Source organism: Rhodococcus sp. 14-2470-1a (assembly GCF_002259425.1).
Lineage (GTDB): Bacteria > Actinomycetota > Actinomycetes > Mycobacteriales > Mycobacteriaceae > Rhodococcoides > Rhodococcoides fascians_E.
In genome coordinates this window covers 211,010-224,837 of sequence record NZ_NPFZ01000014.1, presented here as the reverse complement: position 1 = coordinate 224,837, position 13,828 = coordinate 211,010, and the positions used below count along the sequence as shown (strand labels likewise).

At 64.0% G+C, this 13,828-nt stretch carries 15 protein-coding genes; 5 read left to right on the top strand and 10 right to left on the bottom strand.

The window, feature by feature from the left end; genetic code table 11:
• Positions 1 to 2: 2 nt before the first annotated feature.
• Complete coding sequence (locus CH292_RS07365) at positions 3 to 944, bottom strand: iron-siderophore ABC transporter substrate-binding protein (protein WP_094654421.1); 942 nt, start codon at positions 942 to 944, stop codon at positions 3 to 5.
• Between the two features lie 132 nt (positions 945 to 1,076).
• Here CH292_RS07365 and CH292_RS07360 point away from each other — a divergent pair, with 132 nt between their 5' ends.
• Together CH292_RS07360 and CH292_RS07355 are read left to right on the top strand one after the other, a co-directional pair.
• Entirely contained in the window at positions 1,077 to 2,126 is a 1,050-nt protein-coding gene (locus CH292_RS07360; protein WP_094654420.1) for a M48 family metallopeptidase, read from the top strand.
• Positions 2,127 to 2,192: 66 nt separating this feature from the next.
• Complete coding sequence (locus CH292_RS07355; RefSeq protein ID WP_033188673.1) at positions 2,193 to 2,741, top strand: carboxymuconolactone decarboxylase family protein; 549 nt, start codon at positions 2,193 to 2,195, stop codon at positions 2,739 to 2,741.
• Between the two features lie 87 nt (positions 2,742 to 2,828).
• Here the strand turns inward: CH292_RS07355 and lpdA are convergent, their stop codons facing one another.
• Genes lpdA through CH292_RS07340 form a run of 3 tightly spaced genes read right to left on the bottom strand, consistent with a single transcriptional unit; the run spans position 2,829 to position 5,915 of the window.
• A complete protein-coding gene (gene lpdA / locus CH292_RS07350; RefSeq protein ID WP_019666588.1) occupies positions 2,829 to 4,244 on the bottom strand; it encodes a dihydrolipoyl dehydrogenase in 1,416 nt (471 codons plus the stop codon).
• Positions 4,245 to 4,293: 49 nt separating this feature from the next.
• Positions 4,294 to 5,274: a dipeptidase gene (locus CH292_RS07345; RefSeq protein ID WP_094654419.1), complete on the bottom strand. Its 981-nt coding sequence runs from the start codon at positions 5,272 to 5,274 to the stop codon at positions 4,294 to 4,296.
• Complete coding sequence (locus CH292_RS07340) at positions 5,271 to 5,915, bottom strand: GAP family protein (protein WP_094627702.1); 645 nt, start codon at positions 5,913 to 5,915, stop codon at positions 5,271 to 5,273. The genes CH292_RS07345 and CH292_RS07340 overlap by 4 nt, the downstream gene beginning before the upstream one ends.
• 38 nt (positions 5,916 to 5,953) lie before the next feature.
• Here CH292_RS07340 and CH292_RS07335 point away from each other — a divergent pair, with 38 nt between their 5' ends.
• Positions 5,954 to 7,981: a prolyl oligopeptidase family protein gene (locus CH292_RS07335; protein WP_094654418.1), complete on the top strand. Its 2,028-nt coding sequence runs from the start codon at positions 5,954 to 5,956 to the stop codon at positions 7,979 to 7,981.
• On the opposite strand, the gene CH292_RS07330 is transcribed toward CH292_RS07335, so the two are convergent.
• The 4 genes from CH292_RS07330 to ppk2 form a co-directional block, all read right to left on the bottom strand.
• Complete coding sequence (locus CH292_RS07330) at positions 7,971 to 8,807, bottom strand: alpha/beta fold hydrolase (RefSeq protein ID WP_019666592.1); 837 nt, start codon at positions 8,805 to 8,807, stop codon at positions 7,971 to 7,973. The genes CH292_RS07335 and CH292_RS07330 overlap by 11 nt on opposite strands.
• Positions 8,808 to 8,887: 80 nt before the next feature.
• Positions 8,888 to 9,010, bottom strand: a complete 123-nt coding sequence (locus CH292_RS29280) for a hypothetical protein (protein ID WP_256977971.1) — start codon at positions 9,008 to 9,010, stop codon at positions 8,888 to 8,890.
• A gap of 276 nt (positions 9,011 to 9,286) precedes the next feature.
• Positions 9,287 to 9,412 (bottom strand): hypothetical protein, encoded by a 126-nt coding sequence (locus CH292_RS29275; protein WP_019666594.1) that lies wholly within the window; start codon positions 9,410 to 9,412, stop codon positions 9,287 to 9,289.
• Between the two features lie 489 nt (positions 9,413 to 9,901).
• Positions 9,902 to 10,813: a polyphosphate kinase 2 gene (ppk2, locus tag CH292_RS07325; RefSeq protein WP_094654417.1), complete on the bottom strand. Its 912-nt coding sequence runs from the start codon at positions 10,811 to 10,813 to the stop codon at positions 9,902 to 9,904.
• 160 nt (positions 10,814 to 10,973) lie between these two features.
• Between ppk2 and CH292_RS07320 the strand changes: the two genes are divergently transcribed.
• Positions 10,974 to 11,174, top strand: coding sequence for a PspC domain-containing protein (locus tag CH292_RS07320; RefSeq protein ID WP_094654416.1), 201 nt, complete (start codon positions 10,974 to 10,976; stop codon positions 11,172 to 11,174).
• Between the two features lie 19 nt (positions 11,175 to 11,193).
• Here CH292_RS07320 and CH292_RS07315 read toward each other — a convergent pair whose 3' ends face one another.
• On the bottom strand, positions 11,194 to 12,597 hold the full coding sequence (locus tag CH292_RS07315) for a glucose-6-phosphate dehydrogenase (NADP(+)) (RefSeq protein WP_094654450.1): 1,404 nt from the start codon (positions 12,595 to 12,597) through the stop codon (positions 11,194 to 11,196).
• A gap of 48 nt (positions 12,598 to 12,645) precedes the next feature.
• On the opposite strand from CH292_RS07315, the gene CH292_RS07310 reads away from it, so the two are divergent.
• Complete coding sequence (locus tag CH292_RS07310) at positions 12,646 to 13,248, top strand: hypothetical protein (protein WP_094654415.1); 603 nt, start codon at positions 12,646 to 12,648, stop codon at positions 13,246 to 13,248.
• Here CH292_RS07310 and CH292_RS07305 read toward each other — a convergent pair.
• Entirely contained in the window at positions 13,245 to 13,817 is a 573-nt protein-coding gene (locus CH292_RS07305) for an isochorismatase family protein (RefSeq protein WP_020112571.1), read from the bottom strand. The genes CH292_RS07310 and CH292_RS07305 overlap by 4 nt on opposite strands.
• Positions 13,818 to 13,828: the final 11 nt, after the last annotated feature.

Genomic DNA, 13,828 nt, shown 5'->3' with positions numbered 1-13,828 from the left:
TCTCAGTTCGGCTGCGAGAGAATGCGTTCGATGTCGTCGAGGACTGCTTGTCCGCCCCTCGGTCCGACGCCGGTGATCCAGTAGGACTGATCGACGGCCTGCGGGTTCGGCAGTGCTCCTGGGTTCGCCGTGATCGCGGCGGGGATCGCCGCCGGGTCGGACGGATCGGTCGCGGTGACGACGATGACGTCGGCGCGCGCCTCGGTGACGAGTTCGGGAGACAGGTCGACGGAGATCTCGTCGGCCCATTCCGGCCGCGGCGGTGTGGTGAAGCCTGCGCATTCCAGCGTGCTGCCGGCGAAGGACAGCGGACCGTACAGCGTGAGCACGTCGTCCCGAGGCCGGATCAGTTGCGCGGTGCGACCTTGGGTGTCGAATCGAGTTGCGATGTCGGAGCAGCGGTCTCGATATTCGCCGAGCAGGGCCTGCGCGTCGTCCTCCCTGCCCAGCGTACGACCGACGAAGTCGACGTTGTCCTGCCACGGATCGGACTGCGAGGCCATGAACACCGTCGGCGCGATGGAAGCGAGTTGGTCGTAGTACTCGGCATGCCTCGTCTCGGTCCCGAGGATGAGATCCGGCTTCAACGCAGCGATGGATTCGATCCTCGGCTCGGCGACGGTCCCGACCGTCTCGATCGACGCGGCCTCGTCGCCCAGATACGCCGGGACACCGGTCGCTTCGCTGAGAACAGCGGTGCCGACCGGGACGACACCGAGAGCGACGGACGTATCCAACTCGACCGGCTCGAGCGTCACGATGCGCATCGGACTGTCCGGAACCTCGACGTTGCCGCGAACGGTCTCGACGGTCCGCGTGCCCTGTTCGTCGGCGCTGCCGTCGGACTCGCTCGCCGATCCCCCGCCGCCCGACGAGCACGCCACGAGACCGAAGGCCAGTATTCCGACCGCTACCGCCACGCCGCGGTGATCAGACCTCGACATCGTGCATTCCTCCGTACCTCGATGAGTGAAAGTTCAATGAAGGTTAGCCTGTCTTGCGTCGTCGATGGGCAGACCGTGCAGCCCGTTTTACTGATACTTTGGACTGCGAATCTTCGACGCTGGGAGAACCGCTTGACTGCCGCACCGGACCGCACCCGTATCGAGTTTCCGGACATCAGCTCGCGAGCATGGGAACACCCCTCGGACAGAGCCGCGCTCGTGACCCTGCGCAGCTTGAAGGGTTTCGACACCGTGCTCCGCACCCTTTCCGGGCTGCTCAGGGAACGCCAGCACCGGCTGATGTACCTCGCCACGGCCGTACGCGTCGACGACAAGCAGTTCAAGGACCTGAACGATCTTCGCTCCGACTGCGTGAGCATTCTCGGCGCGGATCAGACGCCCGAGCTGTTCGTCATGCAGTCACCCGTGGTCAACGCGTTCACGATCGGAATGGACCGCCCGTTCATCGTCGTGACCACCGGCCTGCTGGACATCATGACGTACGAGGAACAGAGATTCGTCGTCGGTCACGAGCTGGGGCACGCACTGTCCGGGCACGCGGTCTACCGGACCGTTCTGATGCACCTCATGCGTCTCGCCGGAACCATCGGCTGGATACCCGTCGGCGGCTGGGCGCTGCGGGCGATCATCGCAGGCTTGATGGAATGGCAACGCAAATCCGAACCTTCGGGTGACCGCGCCGGGCTGCTCTGCGGCCAGGACGTCCACACCGCCATCCGCGTGCAACTCAAGCTGGCAGGCGGTGCCCGCATCAGCGAAATCGACGTCGACGCGTTCCTCGCGCAGGCCGCCGAGTACGAGTCCAGCGGCGACCTACGCGACGGCGTCCTCAAACTCCTCAACATCGAACTGCTGTCCCACCCGTTCTCGGTACTACGCGCTGCGGAGCTGAAGAAGTGGGTGGACAGCGGGGAGTATGCCGCCGTGCTCCGCGGCGAGTACCCGCTGAAATCTCAGGACCACCGAGCCAAGGCGTCGGAGGAATTCAAGAACGCCGCCAGAACCTACAAGCAGAACTTCGACGAGTCGGAAGACCCCTTGATCAAGACGATCCGGGATCTCGGCGGCGGTTTCACCGGTGCCGTCGACGCCGTCGGAAACGGAATCGGCGACGTGGCGTCGGACATCAAGGAACGCTTCGACCATTGGCGGAAGTCCTGACTCGTTCCACGCCGACGACTCGCGTTACCTGGTGCGGGGTGGGGGTCGGGCGGTAGCGTCGGTCCGGTGACGACACCCCGCCTCTCCACACCTCGAATTCCGACAGGCACGTTCAAGGAGCTGGGCCCGATCAACTGGGCGTTGTGTCGGATTCTCTCCAAAGTCGCAGGCACACCCGACGCTCACCTGTTCAGCACCCTCGGCCGCAACAGAGGCCTGTTCCGGGGATGGCTGTTCTTCAGCGGGCGCTTGATGCCGGGTGGCCGCATCTCCAAGAAGGAAACCGAACTGGTCATCAACCGCGTCGCTCACCTACGGGACTGCGGCTACGAGATGGACCACCACAGCCGCATCGGACGCCGATTCGGTGTGACGAAAGAGCTTCTCGCACAGGTGAAAGAGGGGCCGGAGTCGCCGGGATTGACTCCTCGGTACCGAACCATCCTCACGGCAACCGACGAACTCCTGAAAACCAAGAACCTGTCCGACCAGACCTGGACCCTCCTGGCCCAGGAATTCGACGAACGCCAACTCATCGAATTCCTGTTGCTCGTAAGCCAATACGACGGCCTGGCCACCACCATCGGCACCCTTCGCATCGAGCGCGATTTCTGAGCCTTCGCCCGAGGAGCTCCGACCGAAGAAACGAGAACATCCGCCCACGGCCGAGGCTGTGGGCGGATGTTCTTCGCTGAAGCTGGATCAGAAGTTGATCATGTGCCCGGCGAGGCCGTGGATGGCTTCCTGCAGCGCTTCCGACAGGGTCGGGTGCGTGTGCACGTTGCGAGCCAACTCGTTGACCGTCAGGTCCCACTTCTGCGCGAGCGTCAGTTCCGGCAGCAGCTCGGAAACGTCGGGGCCGATGAGGTGGCCACCGAGCAGTTCGCCGTGCTCGGTGTCGGCGATGAGCTTGACGAAGCCGGTGGCGTCGCCGAGACCGTGTGCCTTGCCGTTGGCTGCGAACGGGAAGTTCGCGACCTTGATGTCCGAGCCACGAGCCTGAGCCTCTTCGCGGGCCTGGTCTTCGGTGAGACCGAAGCTGGCGACCTGAGGCTGGCAGAACGTCGCGCGCGGCATCATGCGGTAATCGTCGATCGGGAGTGTCTCGGCACCGCCGATGGTCTCCGCAGCGACGACAGCCTGAGCCTCGGCGACGTGCGCGAGCTGCAGCTTCGCGGTCACGTCGCCGATGGCGTAGATGTGCGGGACGTTGGTCTGCATCGTGTTGGTGATGCCGATGGCGCCGCGGTCGGTGAGCTCGACGCCGGTCTTCTCGAGGCCGAAGCCTTCGACGCGGGGTGCGAACCCGACGGACTGCATGACCTTGTCGACGGTGAAGGTTTCGCTCTCACCGGACTTGTTGTGCTTGATCTCGACGGTGACCTTGGAGCCGTCGTCGTCGATGCTCTGCACGCCTGCGCCGGTGATGACCTTGACGCCCAGCTTCTTGTACTGCTTCTCGATTTCCTTCGAGACGTCCTTGTCCTCGTTCGGCAGCGCGCGATCGAGGTACTCGACGATGGTGACGTCGACACCGTAGTTCTTGAGGACGTAGCCGAATTCCATGCCGATGGCGCCCGCGCCGACGATGAGGATGGAGCCCGGGAGCTCCTTCGTCATGATCTGCTCTTCGTACGTCACGACGTTCTTGCTCAGCTCGGTACCTGGCAGCAACTTGGTGGTGCTGCCGGTCGAGATGATGGCGTTGTCGAACGTGATGGTCTCGGTGCCGCCCTTGGTGAGCTCGACCTCGATGGTGTTGGCGTCGGTGAACGTGCCCTTGCCGTCGTACTCGGGGATCTTGTTCTTCTTCATCAAGAAGTGGATTCCCTTGACGCGGCCCTCGGCAACCTTGCGGCTGCGATCGAACGCTGCGCCGAAGTCGAAGGACGCTTCACCGGAGATGCCGAACAGCTTCGCCTCTTTGGTGAAGAGGTGCGCCAGCTCGGCGTTGCGGAGAAGAGCCTTCGAGGGGATGCAGCCGACGTTCAGGCAGACACCGCCCCAGTACTTCTGCTCGATGATGGCAGTGCTCAGTCCGAGTTGTGCCGCGCGGATAGCAGCGACGTACCCACCGGGACCGGCTCCGAGGACAACGACGTCATAGTGTGAGGTCACGATTCCCCAGGATAGTCCCGTCGTGTATCACTGTCTCCAGACGGTCCGGTTACCGGCCGGTAGCACGGCTCCGGGCGGCGACCCGCGCGAAGTTTCCTCCGTACACGGCGGCGATCGACGCCTCGTCGAACCCTCGATCACGCAGCACAGCAGGCAGCGTCACGACGTCCTCCGGCGGCACCCACTGCAGCATCCCGTACTTGGTGTACTCCTCCGAGAACGCCTCGGGATGCGTCGCGAGTTCCAGATTGAAATCCTCGTGATCGAACGAGTAGTCCGAGCCGATTCCGATGTGGTCGATACCGAGCAGGTCGACGCCGTACTCGATGTGGTCGGCCATGGTCTGGACCCGCTGCGCACCCTCGTCCCGTCCGTTCTTTCCGAGAAAGATGCCGACGCCGTTGATGCCGACGATTCCTCCGGTCCGAGCGCATTCGACTGCCTGTTCGTCGGTGATGTTGCGCGGATGCTCCCAGAGCGCGGAGAAGTTCGAATGGCTGTAGATCATCGGAACCTGCGTCGCCGACGCCAGGTCGAGGCCGGTTCGCGTCGAACAGTGCGAGCCGTCGACCACCATGCCGACACGGTTCATCTCCGCGACGAGGTCGCGTCCGTAGCCGGTGAGGCCGGTGTCGTCGGTGTCGAGGCATCCGCAGCCTGCCGCGTTGGCCCAGTTGTACGACGGAAGCATCGATCGGACACCGAGGCGGTGGAAGTGCGCGACGTTGTCGAGGTCGCCTTCCAGCGGACCGGAATCCTCCAGGTCGAAGGCGAGCGTGATCAGGTTGCCGTCGGGCACCTCGTCGACCATTCGAAATCGACCGTCCGACAGTGCTTTACGACGGAAATCCTCGGCCAACGCCGTCGCGACGGCATACGAATGCGGCGAGAACCCGACGTTCACCGACACGTACGAACCGAGCGGATACCGTGCGACCTCGGCGATGTCTGCGCCAGTTCCATCCGACGACGCCGAGACGAGCGGAAGGCAACAGTGCTGCTCCCACAGATTCATTTCCCGCGAAGTCATACGGATGCTCCCCCTTTCACGATCAACACCACCGATACCAGACCGAGGACCAGGCACACGATCACAGCACTGTGCTGCACGAGCCATTCTCGCCAGGACTGCTGGACGGCAGCGGAGTTGCGGCCCGACCTCGCCAGCACCACCAGAGGAGTGACGACCCCGAGCGTCGCGACCACGACCCACACCACCGCAGCGGCGACGGCTTCTGCGCCGTGTAATTCCCACAGCGACAGTTCGGCCACCGCCACCGTCACCAGCATGTAATTGGGCACCCACAAGCCCAGCACGAACGCCGCGATCACCGACAGCCGATCGAGTCCTCTCAGCCACTTCGGTGTCTGCCCCGCCGTGCGCCGCCCACGGATCCACAGAACCAGGACGAACAACGCCAGAACGAGGCCGACGGCGAGCTCGAACCAGGAAAGGGCGTGAGACGTCGACTTCGCCCGCGGCCCCGGCGGCAGCAGAGTTGCCGCAAGAACCATCACGAGGGCGAGGGCCAGGACGTACCCGAGGACGTACGCGACAAGCTTTCTCGGACCGTTGTCGGTGGCCGCGAGCAGAAACGCGGGTACCACCGACCACGGCCACACCATGACGACGAGACCCACGAGTGCGAACGTCAGCGCATGGCCGGCCATGACCTACGGACAGTACTCGCAGACGGTAGAAATAGGGCATGAGCAACGCGATCGATCCGTACCTCTGGCTCGAAGAAGTCACCGCCGACGAGGCCCTCGACTGGGTCCGCACCCGCAACGCCGCGACCACCGCAGCACTCGCCGGAGACGAGTTCGACGCCACCGAAGCACGGATCCTCGAGGTCCTGGACACCGACGCGCGGATTCCGTACGCACGCCGACGCGGTGAGTACCTCTACAACTTCTGGCGCGACGCATCCCACGTCCGAGGTATCTGGCGTCGCACGACGATGGACGAATATCGCAAGGACGAGCCCGCGTGGGACGTTCTCCTCGATCTCGACGCCGTGGCCGCCGCGGAGAGCGAGAACTGGGTGTGGAGCGGCGCACAGGTTCTGCGTCCCGATCAGAAGATCGCGCTGGTGACGATGTCCCGGGGCGGCGCCGACGCCACCGTCGTGCGCGAGTTCGATCTGGAGTCGAGGACTTTTCGCGACGACGGGTTCTTCGTTCCGGAAGCCAAGACCGACGTCGGGTACATCGACGCGGACACCGTCTACGTCGGAACCGATTTCGGCGACGGTTCCCTGACCGACTCGGGCTATCCGCGGATCGCCAAGCGCTGGCACCGTGGCACTCCCCTGGCCGAGGCGACGACGGTCTTCGAGGGCGAGGCGTCGGACATCTCGATCTCGGCGTGGCACGACAGGACGCCCGGTTTCGAACGCGACTTCGTTCAGCGAGCCACCGACTTCTACAACTCGGAGCTGTACCTCCTCGAGGGGGACACACTCACGCTCGTCGAGACCCCGACCGACGCAACCACTTCGGTGCACAAGCAGTGGCTTCTGATCCGCACGATGACCGAGTGGACCGTCGGCGACGTGACGTACCCGTCGGGCGCCCTGCTCGCGACGAACTTCGACGACTTCGTCGGTGGCAGCCGCGACATCACGGTCCTCTTCCGGCCCGACGCCCATCGGTCGCTGCACCAGTGGGCGTGGACCGAGAACCACCTGCTCGTCGTCACCCTCGTCGATGTCGCCACCGAAATCGGCATCTACACCCCGAGCGCCGACGGATGGAGCGACACGCCACTCACCGGCCTGCCGGAACTGACGTCGATCGAGATCGTCGGCACCGACGGCGAAGAGAACGGCGACGAGTTCTTCCTGTCGTCGAGCGGATATCTCACTCCCGCCACGCTGCTGTTCGGAACGGTCGGCGGCGGCGTCGAGGCACTCAAGCAAGCGCCGTCGTTCTTCGACACCGAAGGACTCACCGTCGCACAGCATTTCGCGACCTCACTCGACGGGACCGCGATCCCGTACTTCGTCGTCCGGAAGGAGCCCGCCGACGGCTCCCCGGCCCCGACCCTGCTCTACGGCTACGGCGGCTTCGAGATCTCGCTGACCCCGTCGTACAGCGGAGCGACCGGGTCGGCCTGGTTGGAGAAGGGCGGCACCTACGTCGTCGCCAACATCCGTGGCGGCGGTGAGTACGGGCCGGACTGGCACACACAGGTTCTCCGCGCGGGGCGCCACAAGGTGCACGAGGACTTCGCCGCCGTGGCCCGCGACCTCGTCGACCGGGGAATCACGACGCCGAGTCAGCTGGGTGCACAGGGCGGAAGCAACGGCGGCCTGCTGATGGGCATCATGGTCACCAAGTACCCCGAGTTGTTCGGTGCGATCGTCTGCCAGGTTCCGCTTCTCGACATGAAGCGCTACCACCTGCTGCTGGCCGGGGCGTCGTGGGTCGCGGAGTACGGAAACCCCGACGACCCGGACGAGTGGGCGTTCATCTCCGAGTACTCGCCGTACCAGAACGTCGTCGGGCCTGCAGAGAAAACGTACCCGCCCATCCTGATCGCGACCTCCACCCGCGACGACCGAGTCCATCCGGGTCATGCTCGCAAGATGGCGGCTCGGCTCGAAGAAACAGGGCACACCGTCCGCTACTTCGAGAACATCGAAGGCGGGCACGGCGGCGCAGCCGACAACGCGCAACTCGCATTCAAGACCGCGCTGACGTACCGATTCCTGTGGAACACCCTCAGCGACTGAACCAAGCCTCGATCTCCGCGACGACGGTCGCCGGCTGCCGGATCCATTCGTTGTGTCCGCGCGGCGACGAGAGGTGCCGCGTGGTGACCTCCGCGCGCGGGAACTTCTTCAACAGGTTGGCCATGGACGCGCGCGGTGCAAGATCGTCGCCGGCGAGCGTCACCGCGAGGATGGGAAGCGTCAACCGGGCAATGCGTTCCTCGTAGTCGATGTCCGCGCCGGTCGGTTCGATCCGACCGGTGCGGGCGAACCTCGACCAGTCCTCGATGAGCACCTTCGACTGGCGCCCGAACCCGCCGACGTCGATGCGATCACCCGGCCAGAACCCGGCGATGTTGCTGGTCAACGACATCGCCGCTGCCCCGAGGAACAGCGACGCCCCGCGGGCCACACCGAACCCGCGATGGAACGGCGATCCGGATGCAACGAGGATCAACCCACCGAGCCGCCCCCGGATTCTCGACGCATAGAGGGAGCTGAGCTGGCCACCCATGCTGTGACCGAGCGCGTACGGCGTGGCGTCGGGAAACCGTTCCCGAACCACCTCGAAGATTGCGGGAAAATCCACCGAGACGAGTTCCTGATAGCCGTACGTGCTGACTCCGCTCGGCTTCGGTCGGCTGTCCCCCTGGCCGCGAAGGTCGGCCGTCGCCACATGGAAACCCCGCTCCGTCAGAGCCTGCGCGAACAGCGCGTAGTACCCGCCCGGAATGCCGAGGCCGGGCAGCACGACGATGACCGGCAGGTCGGACCTCGGAGTCTCGGCCTCGAACAAGCGAACCGGGACGCTCGTCCCGTCGGGCATCTGAATCGGCACTGTCTCCACGCCGACACCTTAGGCCCCGGACAGTCGAACAGCCGGCTCGCGTGACGCGAGCCGGCTGTTCGTGTACCTCGACGCGTGGGTCAGCCGCCCAGCAGTCCTCCGAGCAGTCCACCGATCACCGTGAGCAGCCCACCGTCGGTGTCGACGCCTTCGGAGCTTCCGGCGCTACCGGTGGCGAGGAGGGAAAGAAGTGCAGCAAGCATGAGGATCTCCTTGAGGGGGAAGGCCATGCCACGAATGGGCGGGCTGAGGAAAGTTCTATCAACCAGGATGGCCGTGAGGAAAGCGAAGAGATCGCAATTGCGTCGTTCGAATGAATGTTTACCGGATCAAATAATTCGAACGACGCTCAAAACCTTCATCAGGACTTTTATGCAAGGAAAGCGAGGCCGGGAAGGACGAAAAAGACGTCAGCCCGAACCGGGTCACGGTTCGGGCTGACGTCGAGGTTCGCGTGGACCGCGGTATGCGGTCAGGGATTACGTCAACGGGCCACTGGGAATGGTCGCCTCGCTCGATCCGCTGTCCGAGCTGCCCGTGGAGAGGAGGGCCAGGAGGCCGAGAAGTTCGGAAAGTTCGATCTTGTTCGACGGCTTGATGGACATCCTTTGAGCTCCTTCGATTCGAGGTCAGGTACTCGGAATGTGAAAGTTACGAAACGATCACTTCCGAATACATTCCTACCAACCGAATATCGAATTGGCTACAGCCGCAACGATAAAAAACCGAATGCATTCAAATCGACAGTAAACAGGAATCTTGTTTTCACTGATAACTATCGAATCACCGCGGCCCCCGACACCGCGTGTGATTCAACCGATCAGGCTGCGCTGCCCGAGGTCAGAACGCCGACGATCTGATCGACGATGGCGTCGACGATGCCGTCGTACACGCCGCTGACGATGTCACCGATGAAGCCTGCTGCAGAACCCATGAGATCTCCTTGAATTTGGAAACGAGCCGATCGATCACGACCCATGTACGTTTTTACCGCATTAACGGGCGGTCTCGGCTCCGACCCCGTTAAATCCAGAAACAAACTTGGTAACGCCTCGGCACCGTAACAGCTCGATTACTTGTTTGACCTGGCGCTTTCACTCGCCGATCACGTCGCGAGCCCGGCCGACGAGCAAGGGGTCGGTTTCGCCGACGATTTCGGGATCCTTGTTGGCGTAGTCGTACTTGTTGAGGATGAACCGCATCGCGTTGATCCGAGCGCGCTTCTTGTCGTTGCTCTTGACGACGGTCCACGGTGCGACGTCGGTGTCGGTGGCCCTGAAGTTCTCTTCCTTCGCAGCGGTGTACGCATCCCATTTGTCCAACGACGCGAGATCCATCGGCGAGAGCTTCCACTGGCGAACGGGATCGACCTGACGGATGGCGAACCGAGTGCGCTGCTCGAGCTGCGACACAGAGAACCAGAACTTGGTGAGACTGACCCCGTCGTCGACGAGCATCTGCTCGAACAGCGGTGCCTGACGGACGAATCGAGCGTGCTGGTCCTCGGTGCAGAAGCCCATGACGCGCTCGACGCCTGCACGGTTGTACCAGGACCGGTCGAACATCACGATCTCGCCCGCGGCAGGCAGATGCTGAATGTACCTCTGGAAGTACCACTCCGTGGACTCCCGAATCGACGGCTTCTCCAGCGCGACGACGCGTGCGCCTCGGGGATTCATGTGCTCCATGAATCGCTTGATGGTGCCGCCCTTGCCCGCGGCGTCGCGTCCCTCGAAGACGATGACGTGACGCTGGCCGGTGTCCTTGATCCACATCTGCAGCTTCAGCAGCTCGATCTGCAACAACCGCTTCTGGAGGTCGTACTCGGCCCGCGTCATCCGCTCCGAGTACGGGTAGTCCTCACGCCAGGTGTCGACGATCCGACCGTGGGGGACGGTCAGGAGAACGGGATCGTCGTCGTCGTTGTCGTCCACGACGAACCCGGAGGTGTCCGTCAGGTCGACCGCCGTGGCCAGGTCGCCGAGGAGGCTGAAATCTTGCGTCATGACCGCAGAAGCTAGCCGGATACGGAAACGAACCGGTGACACTTCGGTGAACGACAGACGCGGTTCACCCCGAGAACGGCGGGCATGCGCTACGAATCAGGGTCGAGATGGGGGTTGTTCCCGATGCGCCGGGGCCCTGACGTCGCGCAGACTTCGTGTCATGACTTACACCAACGCCCCCAAGGAATTCGTTCGCTCCGACTCGCAGAAGATGATCGCCGGTGTGTGCGGCGGTGTCGCCGAATACTTCGAGATCGACCCGAACCTCGTCCGAGTACTCACCGTCATCGGTGCGTTCGTCTCCGCCGGCACCGTCGCCCTCGTGTACCTCGCAGCGTGGATGCTGATGCCCCAGCACTGACCCTTCACCGGTACCGAGGTCAGTGCACCAGCCAGCCGCACGGCGCGGCGAGTTCGTCGGCCTCGTCAGGCCCCATCGAGCCTGGTGCGTACGACTTGACCTCGGGAGGATCGTTCAGCAGCGGCGCCGCGACCTCCCACACGTGAGCCAAGCCGTCGGGCCGGGTGAACAGCGACCGGTCTCCGTTCAGCACGTCGAGGATCAGACGTGAGTAGGGGGACAACGGTTCGGCATCAGGCACCGACGGCAGCGGCAGGGACAGGTGGCCGACGGACAGGTCGAAGTCCGGGCCCGGCTCCTTCACCGTCATCGCGACGTCGATCGCGCCGTTGCCGGACAGGTCGAAGGACAACACCGCACCGTCGCGGGGCAGATCTTTCAGCGGGCTGTTCGACGGAGTCCTGAACACCAGCGACACACGCTGTGCGCCGACCCCGAGCATCTTTCCGGTGCGGAGCAGGAACGGAACACCGCGCCATCGGTCGGTGTCCACCCACAGCGTCGCGGCGACGAACGTGTCCACGACGGAATCCTCGGCCACGCCCTCCACGTCGCGGTACCCGTCGTACTGGCCGAGAACCACTTCGGACGTGTCGATCGGCCTGAAACACCCGATGACGGATTCACGCGCGGACTGCAGGTCCTCCGCGTCGAGCATCGCGGGGGGCTCCATCGCGACCTCCGCAGCAACCTGGAACAAGTGCGTCACCAGCATGTCCAACACGGCACCGGTGCTGTCGTAGAACTCGGCGCGGTCGTCGATGTTCAGCGTCTCCGGTACGTCGATCTGAACCTGCTCGACGTGCTCGGAGTTCCAGATCCCGTCGATCATGCCGTTCGCGAATCTCAGCACGTGCAGGTTCTGCGTCGCTTCCTTGCCCAGGAAGTGATCGATCCGGTAGATCTGCTTCTCGTCCAATACGTCGTGCACGGCCTTGTCGAGCTGCTCGAATGCCTTCTGCGACGTGCCGAACGGCTTCTCGTACACCACCCGTGCGCCGTCGGCGAGGCCGTGCGCACCCAGCGCGGCCGTGTAGTCCTCGAACGTGCTCGGCGGCAGTGCGATGTAGTGCACCAGCTGCGCGTCGCCGATGTCCTCACGAGCCTTCGCGACGACATCGACCAGATCTCCTGGATCGTCCACGGTGAACCCGTTGCCTGCGAACCGGATTCGCTCGGAGAACGAATCCCAGTCGTCCGCCCCGGAGCCGAACTCCTCGAGCGCACTGCGCACGTGATCCCGGAACTCGTCGTCGGACGTGTCGTGCCTGCCGTTGCCGACGAGAAGCCACTCCTCCGGGAGCAGTCCTTCGACATGGAGTTGATGGAACGACGGCAGAACCATGCGCTTGGCAAGGTCGCCTGTCGCACCGAACAGGACGAAGATCGTGGGTTGCTGCGAATCGGAACGCGTGGACGCCATGAATCCATCATGCACCCAGAACAACGCCGCAGGGTTACAGTCGGTGTGATGGGAAGATCACGGTTTCACGGTGAGATATTCGGAGTAGGTACCTCGTCGGGCGTACGCATCGTCATCGGGCACTGGACCCGATCTCCGCTCGGAGAATTCACCGACGTCATGATCCAGTTCTCCGGCGGCCACCGCCTTCTGCTCGCACCGGACGAAGATGTGCGCGAATTCGTCACCGCGACATACACGTTCGACGACGTATCACTGACCCCGGTCGGCTTCACACGAGTCGGCGACACGGTGAGCGTGAACACCGACGACCTTCGACTTTCCCTGAGAACGGGACGCTCCACCGCACTCGGCACCCTCCTCGCGATGGTCCCGTCCACGATCTCCACGGCACCGTGGTTCTGCCGCATCTCCGATCCCATCGCACGGGTGGTCCTCCGAGGTGTACGCACCCGCGGCAGTGCAGGGAACGACAGGCGCGAGTACTACGGCGCGAAGCACCAACACCGAATTCTCAGCGCCACCGCATCCTGGCGCGGCGAAGACCTCGGCCACCTCACGCCCGTCACGCCCCCGGTCACCTTCGGGTTCGGCAGTACCCCGGCGGCACCGTCGGTCACCTCGATCACGACGACCATCGACACGCCCTAGGCCAGCACGGCACCGGCGTCGGACAGTTCTTTCAGGGCGGTCTCGGAGGACTCCGGCGCGACCCCTGCAACGAACTCGGTCAGAATCCGAACAGCCAATCCATGGTGGATCGCGTCCAGGGCGGATGCCCGCACGCAGTAGTCGGTCGCGATCCCGACGACGTCGATGTCGGTGACCTCGTTGGCATCCAGCACGTCCCGCAGCGCAGTGCCGTCCTCGGTGCTGCCCTCGAACGCGGAGTAGGACGGCTCGCCCTGCCCCTTCAGAACATGCACGTCGACCGAGTCCGTCGCGAACTCCGGGTGATACGCGGCGCCGGCGGTGCCCGCAACACAGTGCACCGGCCACGTCGTCACGAAGTCGGGCTGCTCGTCGGTGGCGAAGTGGCCGCCGTTGTCACTGTCCGCGTCGTGCCAGTCCCGCGATGCGACGATGACGTCGTACGCGTCGCCCTGCCGCGCGAGAAGCCCGCTGATCCGACGCGCGACATCGGCACCGCCCACGACTCCCAGAGCACCGCCTTCGGTGAAATCGTTCTGAACATCGACTACCAACAATGCACGTGTCATGGCCCCCAGTA

What these genes read in the sequence shown, in the direction of transcription:
- CH292_RS07365 (WP_094654421.1), bottom strand. Translation starts at nt 944, where the DNA reads ATGTCGAGGTCTGATCACCGCGGCGTGGCGGTAGCGGTCGGAATACTG.
- CH292_RS07345 (WP_094654419.1), bottom strand. Translation starts at nt 5,274, where the DNA reads ATGACTTCGCGGGAAATGAATCTGTGGGAGCAGCACTGTTGCCTTCCG.
- CH292_RS07340 (WP_094627702.1), bottom strand. Translation starts at nt 5,915, where the DNA reads ATGGCCGGCCATGCGCTGACGTTCGCACTCGTGGGTCTCGTCGTCATG.
- CH292_RS07335 (WP_094654418.1), top strand. Translation starts at nt 5,954, where the DNA reads ATGAGCAACGCGATCGATCCGTACCTCTGGCTCGAAGAAGTCACCGCC.
- CH292_RS29280 (WP_256977971.1), bottom strand. Translation starts at nt 9,010, where the DNA reads ATGCTTGCTGCACTTCTTTCCCTCCTCGCCACCGGTAGCGCCGGAAGC.
- CH292_RS29275 (WP_019666594.1), bottom strand. Translation starts at nt 9,412, where the DNA reads ATGTCCATCAAGCCGTCGAACAAGATCGAACTTTCCGAACTTCTCGGC.
- ppk2 (WP_094654417.1), bottom strand. Translation starts at nt 10,813, where the DNA reads ATGACGCAAGATTTCAGCCTCCTCGGCGACCTGGCCACGGCGGTCGAC.
- CH292_RS07320 (WP_094654416.1), top strand. Translation starts at nt 10,974, where the DNA reads ATGACTTACACCAACGCCCCCAAGGAATTCGTTCGCTCCGACTCGCAG.
- CH292_RS07315 (WP_094654450.1), bottom strand. Translation starts at nt 12,597, where the DNA reads ATGGCGTCCACGCGTTCCGATTCGCAGCAACCCACGATCTTCGTCCTG.
- CH292_RS07310 (WP_094654415.1), top strand. Translation starts at nt 12,646, where the DNA reads ATGGGAAGATCACGGTTTCACGGTGAGATATTCGGAGTAGGTACCTCG.
- CH292_RS07305 (WP_020112571.1), bottom strand. Translation starts at nt 13,817, where the DNA reads ATGACACGTGCATTGTTGGTAGTCGATGTTCAGAACGATTTCACCGAA.